Source organism: Xanthomonas sp. D-109 (assembly GCF_017746095.1).
GTDB classification, from domain to species: Bacteria; Pseudomonadota; Gammaproteobacteria; order Xanthomonadales; family Xanthomonadaceae; genus Xanthomonas_A; species Xanthomonas_A sacchari.
In genome coordinates, this window is sequence record NZ_JAGHWV010000006.1 from 129,136 (window position 1) to 149,595 (window position 20,460).

At 62.0% G+C, this 20,460-nt stretch carries 12 protein-coding genes; 3 read left to right on the top strand and 9 right to left on the bottom strand.

The genetic code is table 11. The features are described 5' to 3' along the window. Positions 1–85: 85 nt before the first annotated feature. The gene (locus tag J7357_RS06765) at positions 86–3,517 is read right to left on the bottom strand and encodes a NahK/ErcS family hybrid sensor histidine kinase/response regulator (protein WP_209245513.1); all 3,432 of its coding nucleotides are present in this window, start codon (positions 3,515–3,517) and stop codon (positions 86–88) included. Between the two features lie 893 nt (positions 3,518–4,410). On the opposite strand from J7357_RS06765, the gene J7357_RS06770 reads away from it, so the two are divergent. Continuing rightward, the gene (locus tag J7357_RS06770; RefSeq protein ID WP_209245514.1) at positions 4,411–6,837 is read left to right on the top strand and encodes an AAA family ATPase; all 2,427 of its coding nucleotides are present in this window, start codon (positions 4,411–4,413) and stop codon (positions 6,835–6,837) included. Between the two features lie 214 nt (positions 6,838–7,051). Next, positions 7,052–7,597, top strand: a complete 546-nt coding sequence (locus J7357_RS06775; RefSeq protein ID WP_343237396.1) for a gluconokinase — start codon at positions 7,052–7,054, stop codon at positions 7,595–7,597. Between the two features lie 240 nt (positions 7,598–7,837). Here the strand turns inward: J7357_RS06775 and J7357_RS06780 are convergent, their stop codons facing one another. Both J7357_RS06780 and J7357_RS06785 read right to left on the bottom strand, forming a co-directional pair. Further along, positions 7,838–8,452, bottom strand: coding sequence for a DNA-3-methyladenine glycosylase (locus tag J7357_RS06780; protein ID WP_209245515.1), 615 nt, complete (start codon positions 8,450–8,452; stop codon positions 7,838–7,840). A gap of 323 nt (positions 8,453–8,775) precedes the next feature. Then, complete coding sequence (locus tag J7357_RS06785) at positions 8,776–10,923, bottom strand: S46 family peptidase (protein WP_209245516.1); 2,148 nt, start codon at positions 10,921–10,923, stop codon at positions 8,776–8,778. A 350-nt stretch (positions 10,924–11,273) separates the two neighbouring features. On the opposite strand from J7357_RS06785, the gene J7357_RS06790 reads away from it, so the two are divergent. Next, on the top strand, positions 11,274–13,076 hold the full coding sequence (locus J7357_RS06790; protein ID WP_343237397.1) for a wall associated protein: 1,803 nt from the start codon (positions 11,274–11,276) through the stop codon (positions 13,074–13,076). Between the two features lie 767 nt (positions 13,077–13,843). Here J7357_RS06790 and J7357_RS06795 read toward each other — a convergent pair. The 6 genes from J7357_RS06795 to J7357_RS06820 form a co-directional block, all read right to left on the bottom strand. Continuing rightward, a complete protein-coding gene (locus J7357_RS06795) occupies positions 13,844–14,143 on the bottom strand; it encodes an immunity 53 family protein (RefSeq protein ID WP_209245517.1) in 300 nt (99 codons plus the stop codon). Then, positions 14,140–15,072 (bottom strand): RHS repeat-associated core domain-containing protein, encoded by a 933-nt coding sequence (locus tag J7357_RS06800; RefSeq protein WP_209245518.1) that lies wholly within the window; start codon positions 15,070–15,072, stop codon positions 14,140–14,142. The genes J7357_RS06795 and J7357_RS06800 overlap by 4 nt, the downstream gene beginning before the upstream one ends. Before the next feature lie 141 nt (positions 15,073–15,213). Next, positions 15,214–15,525 (bottom strand): hypothetical protein, encoded by a 312-nt coding sequence (locus J7357_RS06805; protein ID WP_209245519.1) that lies wholly within the window; start codon positions 15,523–15,525, stop codon positions 15,214–15,216. 64 nt (positions 15,526–15,589) lie between these two features. After that, positions 15,590–15,907: a hypothetical protein gene (locus J7357_RS06810; protein WP_209245520.1), complete on the bottom strand. Its 318-nt coding sequence runs from the start codon at positions 15,905–15,907 to the stop codon at positions 15,590–15,592. 64 nt (positions 15,908–15,971) lie between these two features. Then, positions 15,972–18,476, bottom strand: a complete 2,505-nt coding sequence (locus tag J7357_RS06815; protein ID WP_244667333.1) for an RHS repeat protein — start codon at positions 18,474–18,476, stop codon at positions 15,972–15,974. A 25-nt stretch (positions 18,477–18,501) separates the two neighbouring features. Further along, positions 18,502–20,352, bottom strand: coding sequence for a hypothetical protein (locus J7357_RS06820; RefSeq protein ID WP_209245522.1), 1,851 nt, complete (start codon positions 20,350–20,352; stop codon positions 18,502–18,504). Positions 20,353–20,460 lie beyond the last annotated feature (108 nt).

Consider the following 20,460-nt stretch of genomic DNA (forward strand, 5'->3'; position numbering starts at 1 on the left):
GCCCGCCCGCGCCGCGCGCCACGCCGGCCGCGCCGCGGCGTGCCACACGGCACATACATTGCCGTTACAAGGACGTTCGATACCGCTAGATCGGATCGTGGTAGGCGGTGAGGAAGGCGCGCAGCGAGGCCGGCTTGACCGGCTTGGTCAGCAGCCGGTAGCCGCGCTCGCGCGCCTGCAGCTTCAGTTCGTCGCGACCGTCGGCGGTGAGCAGCGCGCCGGCCACCGGCCCGGGCATCGCCGCGCGCAGCGCATCCAGGGTCTCCAGGCCGTCGAGGCGGTCGTGCAGGTGGTAGTCGACCAGCATCACGTGCGGTGCGCACGCGGCCTGCGCCAGCGCCGCGTCGACGGTGCTGGCGCAGATCACCTCCACCTGCCAACGGCCGAGCAGCGCGCGCATGCCGTCGAGGATTTCCTGGTCGTTGTCCACGCACAGCACGCGCAGCCCGGCCAGCGAGTCGGCCGCCGCCGCCGCGCGCGGCGCGCGTTGCTGCGCCTGCGGCGGGGGCGCCGCCCGCGGCAGGGTGATGGAGAACATGCTGCCGTGGCCGACGCGGCTGCGCGCATCCAGGTCGTGGCCGAGCAGGCGCGAGATGCGCTGGCAGATCGACAGGCCCAGGCCCAGCCCCTGCTCGCCCCAGTCGAACGGCTGCTGGTAGCGCTGGAATTCGTCGAAGATCTGCTGCATGTGGTGCGGCGGGATGCCGGGGCCGGTGTCCCAGACCTGCAGTTCCAGCGCCGCACCGCGGCGGCGCATGCCGAGCACGATGCGGCCCTGGCGGGTATAGCGCAGCGCGTTGGCGAGGAAGTTCTGCAGCACGCGGCGCAGCAGGCGGCGATCGCTGCGCACCCACAGTGGCCGCGCGTACACGTGCAGGCGCAGGCCACGGCCGGCGGCGATCGGACTGTACTGCGCGGCCAGTTCGCGCAGCAGCAGGCCGGCATCGATGTCCTCGATGGTCGGGCGCAGGCCACCGGCGTCCAGCCGCGACACATCGAGCAGGCCATCGAGCAGTTCCTCGGCCGCGCGCAGCGAGGCGTCCACGCGCTCGGCCAGATGCCGCTGCTCCTCGTTCTGGTGCGCATCGCGCAAGGCCGAGGCGAACAGCCGCGCGGCGTTGAGCGGCTGCAGCACGTCGTGGCTGATCGCGGCCAGGAAGCGGGTCTTGGACTGCTGCGCCAGTTCCGCCTCGCGCGAGCGCTCGGCCACGCGCTGCTCCAGGGTCTCGTTGGCCTCGAGCAGGGCCTGCTCGGCGCGCTTGTAGTCGGTGATGTCGTTGTAGCTGGTGACATAGCCGCCGCCCGGCAGCGGCTGGCCGCGCATCTCGATCACCTTGCCGTCGCTGCGGGTGCGTTCGAACACGTGCGGAGTGCCGGCGCGCATGTGCGCGATGCGGCGGGCGATCTGGTCTTCCACCTGGCCGCCCCCCAGTTCGCCGCGCTCGGCGTTGTAGCGGATCAGGTCGGCGACCGGGCGGCCGACGTAGAGCATGCCGTCGGGATAGCCGAACATCTGCTGGTAGCGGCGGTTCCAGGCGGTCAGGCGCATCGCCGGATCGACCACGCTGACCCCGGCGCTGATGTTCTCCAGCGTGGTGGACAGGATCTCGCGGTTGAAGCGCAACTCCTGCCCGGCCTCGTCGAGCACCGCCACCACCTCGCCCAGGTCCATGCCCGAGCCGCGCAGCAGGCTGGTCAGCACCAGGCGCGCGGAGGCCGCGCCGATCGAGGCGGCGAGCAGGCGTTCGGTGAACTGCACCCACACGCGGTCGGCCACCGCGGTGGGCTGCGGCTCGCGGCCGAGCAATTGCGCCTGTTCGGCGAAGGCGCGGCGGGCGTGGCGCTCGCCGACCATGCGCTCGGCCAGCGCCTGCAGATCGACCACGCGCACCTGCCCGAGCCAGTCGCCGGCCACCGCCGGGCGCTGCGAGTACGGCTCCAGGAACGGCGCCGCGCGCAGGCGCTCGTCCAGGCCAGGACGCCAGCGCGCCGACACCAGCATCATCGTGCCGACGTTGACCAGCAGCGACCAGAACGTGCCGTGCGCCAGCGGGTCCCAGCCGCTCATGCCGAACAGCTGCTGCGGGCGCAGCCAGGAGATGCCGAACGGCCCGTCCAGCAACCAGGCCGGCGCCAGCCAGCCGGCCTGGGTCAGCGCCGGCAGCAGCAGCGTGTAGATCCAGGTGGCGAAGCCCAGCACCATGCCGGTCTCCACGCCCTTGCGGCTGGCGCCGCGCCAGTACAGCCCGCCGATCACCCCCGGCGCGAACTGCGCCACCGCGGCGAAGGCCATCAGGCCGTACGACGCCAGCGTCGTGTCGTTGCTGCTGCTGCGGTAATAGCCGTAGGCGATCAGCGCCAGCAGCAGGATCGCCAGACGGCGGATCCACAGCACCTTCGAGGCCACGTCGGCGCCGGCGGCCTGGTGCCCGCGGCGGCGCAGTAGCACCGGCATCACCAGGTCGTTGCTGATCATCGTCGCCAGCGCGATGCTGGAGACGATGACCATGCCGGTGGCGGCGGAAAACCCGCCCACATAGGCGACCAGCGCCAGCGCGGTACGGCTTTCGGCCAGCGGCAGCGCCAGCACGATGCTGTCGTCGGCCACATCGCCGCCGCCGAACAGCGCGATGCCGGCCGCGGCGATCGGCACCACCATCGCCGAGATCAGCACCAGGTACAGGCCGAACAGCCAGCGCGCCTTGCGGATGTCGCCGACGTCGCTGCACTCCACCACCGCCACATGGAACTGCCGCGGCAGGCACACCAATGCCAGGAAGCTGAGCAGGGTCTGCGAGATGAAGCCCACCGGCGGGGTGTTCTGGAACAGCGTGCGCGTGGACTGCAGCACCTGGCCGCCGTCGCGTGCGGACAGCCATACGTAGGCGAACACGCCCACCGCCACCATCGCCAGCAGCTTCACCACCGACTCCAGCGCGATCGCCAGCATCATGCCGTGGTGGTGCTCGGTGGCATCGACCTGGCGGGTGCCGAACAGGGTGGCGAACAGCGCCATCCCCAAGGCCACGTACAGCGCCGGATCGGCGTAGAACGGCGCACCGGCGCTGGACTGGCCGCTGAGCACCTGCAGGCTCATCGCCACCGCCTTGTACTGCAGCGCCAGGTACGGCACCACGCCGACCAGGGCGATCACCGCCACCAGCGCGGCCAGGCGCCGCGAGCGGCCGTAGCGCGAGGAAATGAAGTCGGCGATGGACACGGTGTTCTCGCTGCGCGCGATCAGCGCCAGGCGCTCGACGATGCGCCAGCCGAACAGCAGCATCAGCAGCGGGCCCAGGTAGATCGGCAGGTAACCGGCGCCGTTGCGCACCGCGCTGCCGACCGCGCCGTAGAACGTCCACGACGAGCAGTACACGGCCAGCGCCAGGCTGTACACCGCCGGCCGCAGCCACGGCCGTTCCGGGTACAGCGGACGGCGGTCGCCCCACCACGCCACCGCGAACAGCAGCGCCGCATAGCCGACCGATACCAGCAGCAGGATCCAACTGGAAACCAAAGGCGAGCCCCCACGACGATGCGTGCAGTCTAGAGGGTGCGATGCGTTTCGGCGTAGTCGGGAGTTCGGGGCTCGCTGCGTCTCGCTTGGGCTGCGCGTGCACCGGGCTGGTTGCCGCGAGGCAGGTGCGGCGACTGCGCCTACACGGAAGCGCTCCCCCACCGGCGAGCACGGCGCTTCTCGCCTCTTTTCCTGCGCCCCCCCCTTTGCACGCAGCCCAGTTAAGCAGAATCACCGCTCGGTTGCGGTGCGGCATCCAATGTCCGCGGCGGACGCAGGCATGCCGCAGGCTCTGCTTCTGCTTTTGCTGTTAATTTGCAGGACCCTTTTGGCGCTGCAGCCACGGCAAGGCAAAGCTTTCGCCTTGCGGCGAGTTACTTTTCTTTGCTTGTGCAAAGAAAAGTAACCAAAAGAAGCGCTTTACCACAGCCGAAGGCTGGTCAAGCACACCCCGCCTCGCGCCCTCCGCGCTACGCGCTCCGGGTCCGCGTCCAGCCCGGGGATTCGCGGAAGGGGCATCCTGCCCCTGCCGCGAACGGCGCACATCCATGTGCGCCGCCCCTTCGGGTTTTTCCCCGGGCCGGCCGCCGCTTCGGAAGGGAACCCGATAACGCAAAGGCAACAACCAAAGCAACGGCAACAGCCGTCATGGAATTGCAAGTCTTGCGTAGGAGCGGCTTCAGCCGCGACGAACGAAGCCCTGATGGTCTCAAGACCCACCCGCGCCTCGCGCCCTATCCTTCTCCAAGATGCCCTCCTCCCATGGCAGCAGCCGCTTCACGCGCCGGCCTGCCGTGTCCAGCAAGGGCAATCCAACCTGCAGCCAACCACCGCAGCCCCGCCGGCGCTCGGGCTAAGATGCGCGCGGTGACCACCTGCCCCCGCTCCCGCTGATGTCCGGCATCCCGGCCGCCGTGCCGACGCCCCCACCGTCGCTGCAACAGCAGACGCAGCGCCTGCTCGCGCAGGTGCAGCAGGCGCAATCGCGCCAGGCGCAGGCCGATGCGGATATCGAGCGGCATCTGCCGGCTGTGGAGCAGGCGGCTGCGGCAATCCGGCACCGCTTCGCTGCGCACGCCAGGATCGCGGCGCGGGCGGCGGTACGGCGCGAGCGCCGCCGCGCCTGGGGACCGGCGTTGCTGCTGCGGCCGCTGCTGCCGGACTGGCGCTGGCGCGCGGCCTTGATCGGCATGCTGGTGCTGGTCCTGCCGTGGACGAGCGCACACTGGCTGGGCGAGACGCGCAGCTTCCTCGTCTGGTGGCGCCAGGTCGCCCTGCACGGCGATGGCGGCCTGCTGCTGCAAAGCCTGCTGCCGTCGCTGCTTGCGTACGGTCTGCTGGTCGTCGCCGGTGCGCAATTGCTGGCGTGGCACCACAGCCATGCCGAACGGCGCGCACTGCAGGCGTTCGCACGCCTGCCGCTGGCGCTGGTGCAGGTGGCCGATGCCACGCAGCACGATCCAGGGTCGACCTATCCGGTGACCCGCGCGCCCTGGCCGCAGCGCGCCCTGCACGGGCGCTGGTCCATTCCCGCCACGCAGGGCGATCTGTCCGGTGCGCGGCTGCTGGCCTTGCACGACGGCAGCGAGGACCCGCGCCTGCAGGCGCTGATCGTGCTGCCCGATGCCACCCATGCAGCGGCCCTGATCCTCCTCGACGCCGACCTGGCCGCCGACGCTGCGCCGTCGCTGCAATCGCTGGCGCTGGCACTGGCCGAAGACGCCGCCGTCGATGGCGCGCCGATCGCCGCGCTGCACGACCACGTGCAGGCCTGGGAGGTCGCGCGCGGCCAGCAACGCGCGCTGCAGCAGCGGCTGCAGAGCCTGGATGCGGTGCAACGGCACTGGGCCGACATCGCCCTGCCCGACACCACGCTCGACCAGATCCTGAAGCTGGTGGACCTGTTCGTGTCCGGGCGCCAGCCGTCGCCGAAAGGCATGCTCCTGCACGGGCCGCCGGGCACCGGCAAGACCCTGATCGCGCGCAAGCTGGCGCGCCATGCCGGCTGCCATTTCGAGGCGCTGGGCATGGCCGACCTGAAGGCCGCGCACGTCGGCCACACCGGCCCCAAGGTGCAGGCGATCTGGCAGCGCTGCCGCGCGCAGGCGCCGGCGATCCTGTTCATCGACGAATGCGAAAGCGTGTTCGCGCGTCGCGGCGGCGCCGACAGCGACAGCTTCGGCGCCGAACTGGTGCAGACGTTCCTGGCCGAATGGGACGGCTTCCATGAGGCACATGGGCAGGTGCTGGTGATCGGCGCGACCAACCGCCCGGCGCTGCTGGACGACGCGATCCTGTCGCGCTTCACCGCCAGCATCGCCATCGGCCTGCCCGACGCCGCGGCGCGCGCCCGCATCCTCGGCGCCGAACTGCAACGTGCCGGTTTCACCCTGGCGCCGGACGCGCAGGTGATCGCCGACAGCACCGGCCTCTCCGGCCGCGACCTGCACACGCTGGTCGCGCGCGTCGCAGCCGAGTGCGTGGACGGCACCCTGGACAACGCCACCCTGCACGCGCACCTGCGCGCACTGCGCGGCAAAGGCTCCACTGCCGTCGCCACGCTCGGCTGGGACGACATCGTGCTGCCGGCGGCCACCGTCGAGGAGTTCGTCGGCCTGGGCAAGGAACTGCGCAATGCCGAGACCCTGGCCACGCTCGGCGTGCCGGTGCCGCGCGGGATCCTGATGGTCGGCCCGCCGGGCACCGGCAAGACCCAGGTCGCACGCATCCTCGCCAGCCAGTCGGGCCTGGCCTTCATCGCCCTGAGCAGCGCCGACCTCAAGGCCGGCTATCTCGGCCAGTCCGGACAGCGCGTGCAGGCGGCGTTCGAGCGCGCGCGGGCGCAGGCGCCGTGCATCGTGTTCGTCGACGAACTGGACATCGTCGCGCCGGCCCGCGGTGCCGACGGCGACGATGCGTATACCCGCGAGATCGTCGGCCAACTGCTGCAGGAGCTGGACGGCGTCGCCAGCCATGCGGGCCAGGTATTCCTGCTGGCCGCCAGCAACCATGCCACTGCGATCGACCCGGCGCTGCTGTCGCGGCTGGACCGGCAGATCACCATCGCCCTGCCCGACCGCGCGGCGCGGACCGCCATCGTCGCGGGCCTGCTGCGCGGCAAACCGCTGGATCTCGACGCCGACGCCGCGGCGACCTGGGTCGCCGAGCGCAGCGACGGCCAGTCCGGCCGCGACCTGCACAACTGGATCAGCCGCGCCATGCGTCGCGCCGTTCGCCGCACCTTGCAGCACAGCGACGATGCGTCCGGCACGCGACTGCAGTGGGACGATCTGGTCGAGACGGCGTACGCGACGATGTAGACGCCGAGCCCGAAGAACCAAGCGCGCTGTGTAATCGGAAGAACGGGCCGAAGCTCCTGTGGGAGGGGCTTCAGCCCCGACGCCAGAATCCATACAGAACCCAGTTGCCACTGCGCACACCTCAACAGCAGCGCAAGACCCAGTTACAGAATCACTGACGTCCACACAACGCCCACACTGGCATCATGTGGGCGACCCCACGGGACCGCAGCACGTGACCCACGCCCCCTCATCCCCGCCGCCGCGCGCCGAAGCCATCGTCGTGATGGGCGTGTCCGGCAGCGGCAAGACCAGCGTCGCCCAGGCACTGGCGGCGCACTACGGACTCACCTTCCTGGACGCCGACGACTTCCACAGCGCCGCCGCCAAGGCGCAGATGGCGCATGGCATCCCGCTCAGCGACGCGCAGCGCGCGCCCTGGGTCGCGGCCCTGGCGCAGCGCCTGGGTGCATCGGTCGATGCCGGGCAGAGCGTGGTATTGGCGTTTTCCGGATTGCGCAAGGCGCATCGGCAGCAATTGCGCGACACCGGCGTGCCGATGCGCTTCGTGTTCCTGCACGCAGCCGCACACGTGATCGCCGAACGCCTGGCCGCGCGCCACGGCCACTTCATGCCACCGGCGCTGCTGCAAAGCCAGCTCGACACATTGGAACTGCCGCTGGACGAGGCCGACGTCATTTCGGTGGACGTGGACGCACCGTTCGCCACGGTCGTGGCCGATGCCATCGCGCAACTGGATGCGAGCGCCGCGATCGCCTAGCGTGTGCCTTGTCGGCATATCCTCAGCCATGCGCCCGTTTGTGGCGGTGGTGACGCAGGTTGCCCGTCGTAGGAGCGGCTTCAGCCGCGACGAACGAAGCGAGGGTCCCTGAGGAAATGCGTTCGTCTCCGAGCCAAAGCGCCTTCCGTCACCACCGCATTGCGGCCTTTCACTCGTGACGGCGGGCAAGGCACTGACCCTCTTGCAGCGTGTAGTGCGACGATGTCTACAAGCGCCACGCTACCCTCGGCGCTTCGCCCGACTCACCACGAAACGCGACACGTTCGGCTCGTCGGGCACATGCCAGCGCCACGGCGCCTCCATCGCCTTGCTGATGCCGATCCGTGTGGTGACGACCGGCGCGGCAGGCGGCGGCGTCCCGTCCTGCCCTAGCCACAGGCGCGACTGCAGCGTGGTCAGGTCCAGCCCGTTGTCCGCACCCGACACCCCCAGCGCCTTGGCCAGGCGCCCTGGCCCACGGGTGAGATCGGCAGCGCGCACCGCACCCCGCGCCGACTGCATCGCATCGACCCCGGCCACAGGCGCCAAGGCGCGGATCAGCACCGCATGCCCCGGCGCACCGCCACATACCGCATTGAGCGCCCAATGCATGCCATAGATGAAGTACACGTACAGATGCCCGGGCGGGCCGAACATCACGCGCGTGCGCCGTGTCATGCCGCGGAACGAGTGCGCCGCCGGATCCTCTGCACCGCAGTAGGCCTCCACCTCGACAATGCGCCCGCAGCGACCGTCGGCGGTGACAAGCAGTTTGTTCAGCAGCTCCGGCGCCACCACGCGCGCATCGAGCGCGTAGAACGCGCGTGGCAGTGGCGTAGCGGCTAGAGGTTCCATTGGATCAGTCTAAGTGCTGCATCGCAGTGGCGGAGTGAGCCGCGGCCGGCGCAGCCCACACCCATGACGTCGGTCTCCCGACCGCAGCGCATGATGCTCATTGTGGGAGGGACTTCAGTCCCGACGCATGACGGTGTCCGGTATCGGGATCGCCGTTCTGATCTCCGACGGCGCAATGCATCGAGGTGAGCGCCAAGGGCTCACCCTTCCGAAGCAGCTGCGGACGATGCCGCCGCCGCACGAGCGCACAGGGCACAGGGCACAGGGCATGCCCTATTTCGCTAGATGCAATGCCAAGCGACATATGCGCCCAACCCGCCCAATCACTCCTGCGGAACGTTCAACTCCTTCAGCAATTGCGGCGCCGGATACACCTTGGCCATCAGCCAGCGCAGATAGCGCATGTCCACGTGGATCGCACGCTTGTAGCGCGGGTCGTACCACCAACTGGCGCTGACCGCCTCCCAGTTGCTGTCAAAGTTCAGCCCGATCAACTCGCCGCGCGCATTGAGCACGGGCGAGCCGGAGTTGCCGCCGGTGGTGTCCAGGTTGGTCAGGAAGTTCACCGGCTGCGTCTTCGACTGCGGATCGACCGTGCTGCCGAAGTCGCCCTTGGCGATCGCCGCCAGCAGTGGCTTGGGCGCATCGAACGGTTCCTTGCCGGTGTTCTTCTCGACGATGCCGGCCACCGTGGTCAGCGGCGCGAAGCTGACCGCATCGCGCGGCGCCAGCGGCTCGACGCGGCCATAGCTGATCCGCAGCGTGCTGTTGGCATCCGGATACACCGCTCGGCCCTGCTGCTTGCGCCAGGCGAACAGTGCACGCATGTAGGCCGGGCGCAGCCGCAACTGCTCGCCCTCGCGCGCCTTGCGCTCGTCGTCCAGCCGCAGCTGCGCCGGCACCAGCGTGGCGGCCAGCGTCAGCAACGGATCGGCCGCAGGCGCCTTGCCCTCGCGCGCGGCAGCGAAGCGGGACAGGCGCTCGGCCTCGGTGCCCAGCGCCGTGCCGGCATAGGCCTTGTCCAGCGCCACCTGCAATTGCGCCTGGGTCCGCCCGAACGCCGCATCGAACTCCGGCACCCGCTGCGCATCCGGCAACTGCTGATAGCGTGTCACCAGCGTCGTCAGCAGCGCCTTCTCCACGGTCGGCGAATAGCGCCGCTGCACCTGCTTGAGCATGCCCTCGATCAGCGCCAGGTCGCGCTGCTGATAGCCGCTCTCGCGGCGATCGTCGGGCTTACTTGCCTCCAGCCGCAGTCGCTCCAGCGTGAGCGCCGAGCGCAACGCCTGGGTCTGCGTGGCGATCAAGCCCAACAGCAGATCGCGCTCGCGCAACGCCGACGCCTGGCCGAGCACCTTCTGCAGCGTGGCGATATCGCGCGCATCGCTGCCGCGGGTCGCGGCAAGCATGCCGCGTTCGTCCTGCGCGCGCAGACGCACCGCATCGCTACGCTGCAGCCCTTCCAGTTCGCCGGCCGCCCGTTTGCGATTGTTCTTCAGCGACTGCAGCTGCGACGCGTAGCGCGTGCGCGCCTCCGCATCGGCCTTGCCCGCCGCCTCGATCACCCCGATCAACTGGTCCAGCACCGCCACCCGCTGCGGCAGCGTCGCCTCCACCTGCTCGGCAAACTCCGCCGCCGTGCGATGCCGGTAGGTGATGCCGGGGTAACCAGCCAGCATCGCGAAGTCGCCAGCCTTCGGCCCATCGGTGGCGATCTGCAGATGCGCCGGTGGCTGGTAGGGCACGTTGTCGGCGCTGTAGTCCGCCGGCTTGCCGTCCTTGCCCACGTAGGCGCGCAGCAAGGTGAAATCGCCGCTGTGCCGCGGCCACATGAAGTTGTCGATCTCGTCGCCGTAGTTGCCGATCGCCCGCGGCGGCGCATACACCAAACGCACGTCACGTAGCTCCAACTGGCGGATCCGGTAGAAATCGGTGCCGTAATACATGTTGGCCACGCTGCAGCGCACCCCGGCCTCGCGCTCGCAGTCGGCGACGATGCGCTTGCTCGCCGCATCCAACGCATCGTAGTAGGCGCGCCCGGTCTTGCCCTTGGCCGGCCCCAGCACCTGATCGGTGACCTTGTCGAAGCCCACCGTCACCAGCACCCGGAAATCCGGATTGGCCGCACGCTCGTCGGCGCGATCCCGCGCAATGAACCCGTTCTCGATCAGGTTCTCCTTGGCCGAGGTGTTGTACTGGATCACCCCGTAGGCGACGTGGTGATTGGTCAACAGCAACCCGTCCCCGGACACGAACGCCCCGGTCCCGCCTCCGACCTTCACCACCGCACTTAACGGCGGCTGCGTGACCTCGGCCAGCGCCTGCGGATCGCCCTGGAACCCGGCCTCGCGTAGCGGCTTGGCCAACTCCGGCAGCTGCGATGGCATCCACATGCCTTCGTCGGCATGGGCGGTGGCGGTGAGGGCGAGGCTTAGGGTGAGTGCGGCGGTGAGACGGTTGGGAAGGAGCATACGAGTTAGGGCACGGGATAGATCTCTGACCTTAGCGTGAGCAAGGTGGAGGGACAACCAAATGCATGCATGCAACCCTGCATCAGCTTTGGAAATTTTTAAGCCATCAACAGAATGCATAAATAAATGAATGAACTTCCCGACGCTTGCCGCGACATAACCTTGAATCAAATTTCTCTACCGCAACCTGCTCACCACTGAGAGCGCCGCCACATTTGAATCCAACATCTGTCTAGTTCTTTTCGCGCTGGCGTGCTAGTGTCATGCTGGGGCTCTCAGTAGGTATTGCGGCGCTTTAGCAAAGCCTATTGAGTAGAGGAAGCAATATGTAACTCCTAGCTTTTAGTTTCGTGGGCATTAAAACTTATAGCTCCAAATGGGGGAATACTGTGAAGTACACGGCGTTGGCGCTTTTATTTTTCTCAACATCTGCAAGTGCGCAGTACGTCAGCACTGAAAAGACCTATGATGAAAGACTTAGAAAGGCTAACTCCGTCTCTGCGCTGAACAATGATCTTTTTGGAGACAGCATTAATCTGAAGGATGGCACAGTTCAGTTTTCGCAAACGGATGTGTCTCTGCCGATAAATGGCAACTTACGCCTGGACTTCACAAGGCACACCCCTCGCCAGAAGCAAGGGCTGGATCGAGCTGCAGCGCCGCTAGGAGCTGGTTGGGAGATCGATATTCCTTACATGATGGGGACTTACGATACCCGTACTGGATGGGATGCACGAGGCAGTTTGGCGCGTTGTAGTAGCCCTGTGCTCGCACCATCAGAACGAGTCGGCCCTTCCCCCGATTACAATACTCGTGTCATGTCCTCCGAAATGTATTGGAGCGGCATATTCATCAACGCACCTGGTGTTGGATACGAAAGCTTGTTGAAGCTGGTTTCTGGCCAACCCGTGCCTCAGGATGGCGCCAACTACATTGGGGCAGCAAATGGTTTTTGGCGTGTAAGCTGCATGCCCAGTATTCGGAATGGCACGGGCGAAGGATTTATAGTTCGCACGCCCAATGGGAATAAATATTACTTCGACTGGATGGCGACACGCAATGCAGCCGATGTATTGGTTTCTGAATATTACCGGGATGCAAACGGTGATGGTACAAGTCCCGCTATGACACTTGTACCAACTATGGACGTCTTTCTTTATGCGAGCAAGGTAGAAGACAGATTTGGTAATTACATAAATTACAATTTCGACCCACAAAATCCGAGTAGACTTACGTCTATGGTGTCCAGCGATGGAGCACGTATTGACGTGTCATATGACGGAACTGGGAAGGTTTCTGAGGTTCGCAGCGGAGCATCGGTGTGGAGGTATACATACATCGATACCTACTATGGCAAGAAACTTTCCGATGTCGCATTGCCGGATCAGTCGCACTGGAGCTTTCCTGTGAATAATGCCGTGAATTACGGCGTAATGTCATGGTACATGGTTCCTCCCACGCTTCCTGCTAGCTTCTATATGAATAGTTGCGCGCAATCAGCGAATGGCTTCCGCTCTCAAGATCCCGCCGATAGCGCTTATGTGAATGTGATCACTATGCGCCATCCGAGTGGCGCGCAAGGCGAGTTCACGATACGCAGCTTGGTTCACGGCTCCGACAATACACCCGGCGGCTGCGGCTTGTTCGGTTCCAGCTCCAGCGATTTTTGGTTTGGTTCTTACGGCATTCCAAATGCCTACCTTGCACGCTCCATCATTGCCAAAAAGATCAGCGGCCCGGGAATCGATGAGTTGAACTGGAGTTATAGCTATCAGCCCAGGTGGTCGTTCGACAATGGATGTAGCTCTGGCTGTACTTCTGTTACCACAGTCCAGCAGCCTGACGGGTCATCCATCCAGTATATATTTGGCAACTCCTACACGCAGGATTTCGGTGACCTCCTCTCCGAGAAAATAAGTCGCGACGGATTAATTATTCAACAGACCAGCTATTTGAAGGATGATAGTACTTCGACTCCATATCCAGCCACCTATGGAAGCTTGATCGCGCCTAAGGGCAACCCGCTTAGTACTAGACTCCGCCCTATAAAAGAACTGCGATTACAAAGAGATGGCACCAATTACTTAAGACGCGTTAATTCTTTCGATCAAATGGGCCGGCCAAGTATGGAGACAAAATCTAGCATCCCATAGAGGTATACCGCCTTGGGTAGCGATCGCGTTCAAAAGTTCAGCCTTGATCGTAGGAGTTTCGTCCATGCTGGGCATAGGGGCGCGCGCCGCACCTCCAGCTGCTTTTTCTGCTTACACCTCTTTACCAAGCATCGCCGGGTTCGATGACGGCCGGCGCATACAGCAGTGATGACCCAGTTTTCGTTGAGGCCCTTGTAGGACAAATTGCCATCAAAGGACAGCCACATCTGCATACCGCATTCGTATGCCCATCTACCCATCGCCCTGCCGCAGAATTTTCTGCCATTGTCGTTGCGGCTCACGTTTGGACATACCGCATTGAGCGAAAGGCGACTGAGGACTCACGTGAAAACATAGCCTAAAATTGGGCGTTTGACCTTTTGACGACCGCTTAGTTTGGGGCGTTGTCGACGATGATATGGCCCCTGCTCACCCCAACTACGCCGTGCAATCGAAGACAAAGTGCATGGCAGACCTCGTTGGCCACCATCGGTCGCAGCAAGGATGCACGGCACGCCGACCAGCGTCTTCTTACGCTTACGCCTCAACGCCGTGCTGCACTCGTGCAGTTCAATTTGAGGCACTTTTTCAACAGGCGATTTTCGGTCTCCATCTCCTTCAAGCGATTTGGTATCCCAGCACGCTCATCACGCCAAAATTCCTACTCCACAAGAGTAGGAGTCCTCATTCAAATCATGCTTGCGAAAAAGTCGTCACGATCATGCTGGCCATCCTATAAAGACGACAAAGCCAAGCCCATCTGCCACCTAACTTTTATCGGCCTCCGCTATCCGCAGGAAAACATCTACCATTTCTGCCAAATTCAATGCCCCTCCGCAGGACACAAACTTATCTCCCGTGACTTCATATTGAATCCAATCGATCTCACTTCGCTCAATAATGCTCCTCTGCATGATAATCCCCTCAAGCTCAGTATCGGAGATGTCTATTCTCAAAATCCAGCCAGGATTATCCAGCGTCTTTATTTCCACGCCATAAGTATGTTCCCAGTCTTCATCGCACTGAGATAAATACCATTTTTGTAATTTTTCAAATTGTTCGTTCATCGTTGCCTCGGAAGATCGTCTGGTTCCGCCGGCCTAACATTTCTGCCTCCGCCTTCACTTACGTGCGGCGTGGGAACTACCGTACCATCGGAATTTCTGTGTTCGCTACCTGTCACATCTACACGCTTCACCTGCTGAAATCCTGAAGGATTTTTCGGATTAACTTCATATGTCGCCGTATTCGTTATTTTGCCATTGACATCACGTTTCAATACTGAGTGCGCGCCACCTGCATTTGAATCCGGCTTAAGCTTGTTCTTTGCTCTTCCAGTAAGAGCTCCACCTATAGCTGCTTTTAAAACAATGCTTGCTATTGCTGAATTTGAATAATCTCCCTTGTCTATAAAATCACCGACTGCCTTCCCTGTCTCTGCGCCGGCTGGCGCAGCTTTTCCACCTCCCGCCGTGGTTGTAGCTGCGCGCTCTCCGCCTTCCCAAACTTTTAACCTTTCAGGGTCGTTGCGAAGCATGTAGCCAACAGCTGCACCGTAAGATCTTTCAGCCGCAACACTATCCTGTCTCCCATCTGGGTCAGTGAACTTGTACGGGTTATTGCTGGCATACTTATATCGATTGAAATTAGAACCAGAAATGGATTCTGTGGCAACTGAATCATCACTGATAAATCTTCCAATGCTTTGATCATAGTATCGCTGCTGCATGTAGACAAGCCCGGTCGCCGCATCCATGACATGACCCGTATAGCCGGGCCCATCCCAAACAGGGCGATTCAACAAACTGCCATACGGCTCATACTCACTGCGCTCGACAGCGTTGCGATCTTTGTCCGTCACCAACACTGGTGATCCCAAACCGTCCGTATGGATGTAGCGGATCGTCTGCGCCGAAGCGCCAAACCCAAAAAGCAATGAAAGGGCGGCTACAGCCATCAGGCGCATTGCCGCACGAATTCCTTGGAAATTTGACATCACTCGTCCTTACGAGTTTGAACCATAGATGTGCGATGTAGAGTCGAATTTTCCAGTAGAAGTCAGACCGACAACGCTTCCCCTAGCAGCACTGCAGAGTGCAGTACAAACCATATTTTCTGTTCGCGTAAGATGCGCGTCCTACTTAAGGTAGACCTCGACGATGGCACAATCCTTAGTCTGCACATCGATCTTTCGCTTGTTGATCAATGCCGTCATGAATGTCGCAAGCAATGCCTTGCCGCCCGGCTGGTCCTCCTGAAATTGTAAGACGGGATTTCCTGGTGCGGTAGCCTTGCACTCCGCAGGTATGGAGGACAACCAGATGAAGTGGCTCGCATTGGCTTGGTAGTTGCCCAGTTGCACTACCTCGACGTTCTGCATCCATTCGTTTGCCGATGCTTGTACGCTCGAAAGAGCAAAAATTGCCAATACACTCCATCTAGCGCTCATAATTCGAACTCTCTTTTTGTACTGAGTGGTGCTTTCCGAAAATTGGTCTAGCTTGTATGCAAACTCACTCAACCATGTAGATGAACTTCCCCGTACACGACGTGTCGCTGTCGTCCATGATCAAGGTCACGCGTTTCCCACTGACGAATGCTGACATCAACATCGCGTAGATCGCCTTGTTGTTCTCTTGATCCTTTGCCCAATAAACCGGCTTTCCGGCGGCGCACGTGGCATTTCCCTCGCTCAGGATAAAAGGGATCTGGGTAGGCATGTAGGTCGCTTCGATCTGCGTCACCTTGCCCGTGATGAATTGCAAGGCACTCGCCGAATCGCTGTAAGACATCCAGAACAGCGCACACCCCAACATCAAGATCAAACGCATAAAAGTTCTCCGTTAAGAAGTTAAAGATTAGATTGCGGATGCCGTTCTTCCGGCGCCGCAAGCATCAACTGTTCAGCAGCAGCTGATACAGCAGCGGCACGATGTCAACAGCAGGCCGCTGATCGTGCGTTACGTTAGAAGCCGCGGTGCAGTTACCGTCTGCCGTGCACGCAGTCACGCGGTACGAGTATGTGCCCGCCGGCCTGACCAACGAGGTCCAGTTACCCTGGCCGCCGTCGTAAACAGCGGTCCAGGTCACGCCGTCCACGCTCTCTTCCACCACATAGCGCGTCGCGCCAGAGACCGGGTTCCAGTTCACGTAGTCCTTGACCGAGAGCGCCTGCCCCAGCGGCCAGTCGGCTTCGGCGACGAGGCTGCCGCCCAACAGGATGTAGTCGGTGGACTTGGACTGGCGCAGGTTCTTCTGGAAGCGCAACGCCCCGGACTGGTCGTACAGCGAGCCGATGTTGCCGGCGCTCTGCAGCGCCAAGGTGCGGCGGCCGTTGCCGTCGTAGCGATATGTCTCCTTGCCGGTGGCCTGGCGCAGGCGATTGCCGTAGTCGAACACGAAGGCCTGGCCGTTCTTGTTGCTGAGGTTGCCCTGTGGGTCGTAGCTCATGCCGATCACCGTGCTGCCGCCGCAACTGCCGGTCTTGACGTTGGTGAGCTGCCAGTTGGCGTCGTAGCAGTAGTAGTGATCGCGGCCTGGCGCGACGACGTGGGTCAGGTTGTCGAGGACGTCGTAGCTGTAGGTCGCGACGCTGAACATCGGCGACTCGGCCCTGACCAAGCGATCCAGACCGTCGTAAGTCATGTTGCGATTGCCGCGGCCATCCCGTCCGGTGGCGCCATCGCTGATGCTGGCCACGTTGCCGTTGACGTCATACTTATAGCTATCGCTGAGGAACGCGACGCCGTTATAGGCATCCTGGCTGGTCTCGGGAAGCTGGCGCGCGTTCTGCGTCAGGGTGTGGACGATGCCGTTGCCATAGGTGAACTGCTTGATCGCGCCATTCGGGTAGTAACTCACCCCGGTAGCGTAGCTTCCGGCCTGAGTGGGCTGGCCCAGGGCATTGGGCGCGTAATCCACGGTCTGTCCGGACGGATAGCGATGCGCCGCAAGATGGCCATTGGCGTTGTAGCCGTAGCCGATCGCCCAGGTTTCGCCATCGGCCTGGCCCTGGCTTTCGGCGATCAGCAGGCGACGCTTGTTGTAAGCGTAGCTGTTGTAGGTGGCGATCCCGTTGTTAAGCGTGGTGATCTGCTTGACCGCACCATCGGGCCAATAGCTCAAGGCCTGGTTGCCGTTGCCATCCGGGAAGCTCAGCGCCTTGATCCGGTTGCGCACGTCGTAGCTGCGATCAACCCGGCGGCCGGAGGCAAATGCGGCATCCGCATCGCAGGACGTGCTACTGGGCAACGAGAGGCCCGACGCACTCCAAACGAGGTTACCCGCGGCATCGTAACCATTGGCAGTAGCGCCGGTTTCCGGCTCCACCGTTTTGCATAGTTGCTGATAGCCGTCGTAGACATAGCTGCGGGTCACCGACACCGCGCCATTGGCGTCACGGCGGCGGATTGACAAGGGCTTGCCGAAGATGTCGCGGTTGATGTCGGTGTAAGCGCCTTCCGGATGCTGGATCCAGATCGGTGCGGTGTAATCGGGCTTGTCGAAGACCTGGTAGCCGGTCACCGTCTGATTGCCACGCGGATCGGTGACACGGGTCTGATTGCCCTGCAAATACTCTGTCAGCGTTGTGAGCAACTGCTGTTCCGAATCCTGCGACACCGACACGACGCGCCCCAATGCGTCGTAGGTCGTCCATGTACCAGTGGTCAGGTTATCCGTCACTCCGGCGTAAGAAGCGAAGATCTGCCTGCCATCCTGATCGTAAGCGAAGCGTTGGAACCGCTGTGTCGCGCCCGCACCGGCGTCGTATTCGAGCGTGACGATCGGACGCCAGAGCGCATCAAAGTAGGTTTCCTTGCGCGCGTTGCCTGTCGACAGGGTTTGCTTCCAGTGGCCTGGAGCAAGACCGTATTCAGTTGCGTTGACTTGTGAGAACGACAATGCGGTGGCGTTCCATGCCACGTTGTCGCCAGAAGGGTACGCAATGTTCGTCAGCCGTCCGACCGCGTCGTAGTCGTAGGTCGTGACGTTACCGAGTTGATCGACTACAGCCCGAATCCAACCATTGTCGTCGACCGAGGCCGAAAGTCTCGTCCCATCGGCAAATGTGATGCTTTGCGGCAGTCCACGCTTCCAGCCTGACATTGCGGTGACGTTGCCGTTCCCATCCTTTAACGACGCCAATGTGCCATCTGCGTTGTAGCTCGATGTGGTGACCAATTTGCCAAAACGATACTCCTGGATCGGCAATGACGATGCCGCATCATAGGTGTACTTGACCTCCACGATGGAGGTTTGGACATCGGTGATATCGGCAACCTGGCCCAATACCCACGACGATAGATTGTCGTAGTACGTTGTCTTTTCCTGCTTGCTTGCGGCACATGCAAATCCGCATGCGCCAACCGTCAGCACGATGAAGGTAGAAATTGCTCGCATATGCGCCCCTGTGAACGTCCTTGACCTACTGGAAATAGCTGTTGATCGCCGTCGGGCGCATGAACTGATCGAAGCAATATCCACTATCGCAGTCGGATCTGACTTCCCATACATAGGTACTGCCGTCCTGCACGATCGTTTTCCTGATCAGCGGATGCATCTGGCCCGTAAACGGTCCTGCCCAGCCCTGACTGTCCACGGAGTACCCGCCCCCTTCATGTTTGGGATACTTCTGCGACGAACTGGTTGGGGCATACTCGTACGATACGGAACCAGCGACAACACCGTCCTTGATCGTTTCTTCGCGCTGCAACTGGCCGTAATTGATCTTCCTATCGGTACCGTAGTAATAGCGATGGATCCTACCTGCCGGATCGGTGACAGACGTTACCGATGTATATGGCGCCTGCCAACCAGGGCTATAGTTGTATGTCCACTCTTGTGTGTTCGTAGTCAAAGAGGACAGAGACTTTTTGTACAGGGAAGCGATTTGGTAAGCGCTAGATTCGCTTATATAAAGATAGAAGTTAACGATGCCGTAGGGCCCCTCCTGCTTAGGCTGGAGAGTGCACTCGTAGGGGTCGTCCTGCGTCTGCCTCGTACCGTGGATCAACTTTCTAACCCAGTATTTTGCAACTAGTCCAGAGGGATGCTTGATTTGTATCCACGCGTCCTCACCAGCTCCCGGAGCTGTTTCTGAATATTTTGTTCCGAGATTAAGCTTGCAATGCCCCCACAGTTCATTGGTATTTGCTGTAAGCACATGCTTGAAATCAGACTCATAGTCGAACGCCCAAGAGCTTCCGTCCGGCAGAGCTACCGAGCGCAGCCTATTGGCCGAGCCATAAGTATCATAACCATAGATCCATCTTCGCCCATTCAAAGATACGGAGGCAATCTGGCCCGAGTCGTTGTAATTCAAACTTATACTTGGTCCCTCGCTGGCTCGGATGGCAGTCAATCTCGACGGGCTGGAGGAATTATAATCATAATAAACTGCGTTACCAAATCGATCCTCGGCCTTGGTGGCAAATAGAAAATATTCATTGCGCGGAACCGAAACATAGATCTGGCAGTGTTGGGTGGAAGGAACATCTGGCATATTATTCAAAGCCAAGGTACTTGCCACAACCGAACCGTTATCATGGGGGCAGTTGGTTTCAAGCAAATACGTGGTTGGCCTACTCACCATCCAATCAAACGTCAATCTTGTTCCGTCCGGCAGAAGCACCACGAAACCTTCACCCGTACCATTTTTAATGCTGGGCGTACAAGTGGCGCGCCAGTTGGATCTTGAAACTTTCTTATAGGCGTTGCCGTCATTTGGCATCGCGTGGCCGAAAGGTGTTCTCAGAAACTCCGCACCGCGCCCAGGTATATTGGCATAAACACCTGTGTAGTAATATTCCGAACTGTATGAGACCATGCTGAAAGGCGTAACGCCCTGTACTGGAGGCGCCGCATCGCCCTTGCTGCAGCGGTTCCCACTCCCGTCCACACCAAGCCAACCGGTGCGTGCATCAGCTACTACTTTCAGGTAAGGGACATCCAGATCCCACATCAACCCGAATGGTGAACCATTCCGATATGTATTTCGGCCCTGCTGATCAGGCATTTGATCTTGAATGCTCAGCGTTCTTCCTATCGACATGGGAAGGCCGCTATTCAATTCCACGGACACGTCGACTTGCCGGAAGGACAGCGCTCCGTCAAGCATCGAGACCTGCTCTCCAAAGGCATCCGGGCCTAGCGGCGCAATGTCCATGCTGGTTTTTACCGATCTATTGTATTGATCGATAACCGATTGCGCGTGCGCAATCGAAAACGCGCAAAGCGTCGCGCCGACCAGTGCGGCCTGACAGAGCAACTTGTTCAAAACTCCCCCTGTGGCGCGCGCGCCGCCTATGTTGCGGCATGACCAACGACTTGTGGTCACATCGTACAGGTGGCACGCCGCGTAACGCGTTGACTGAAAAAGAAAATT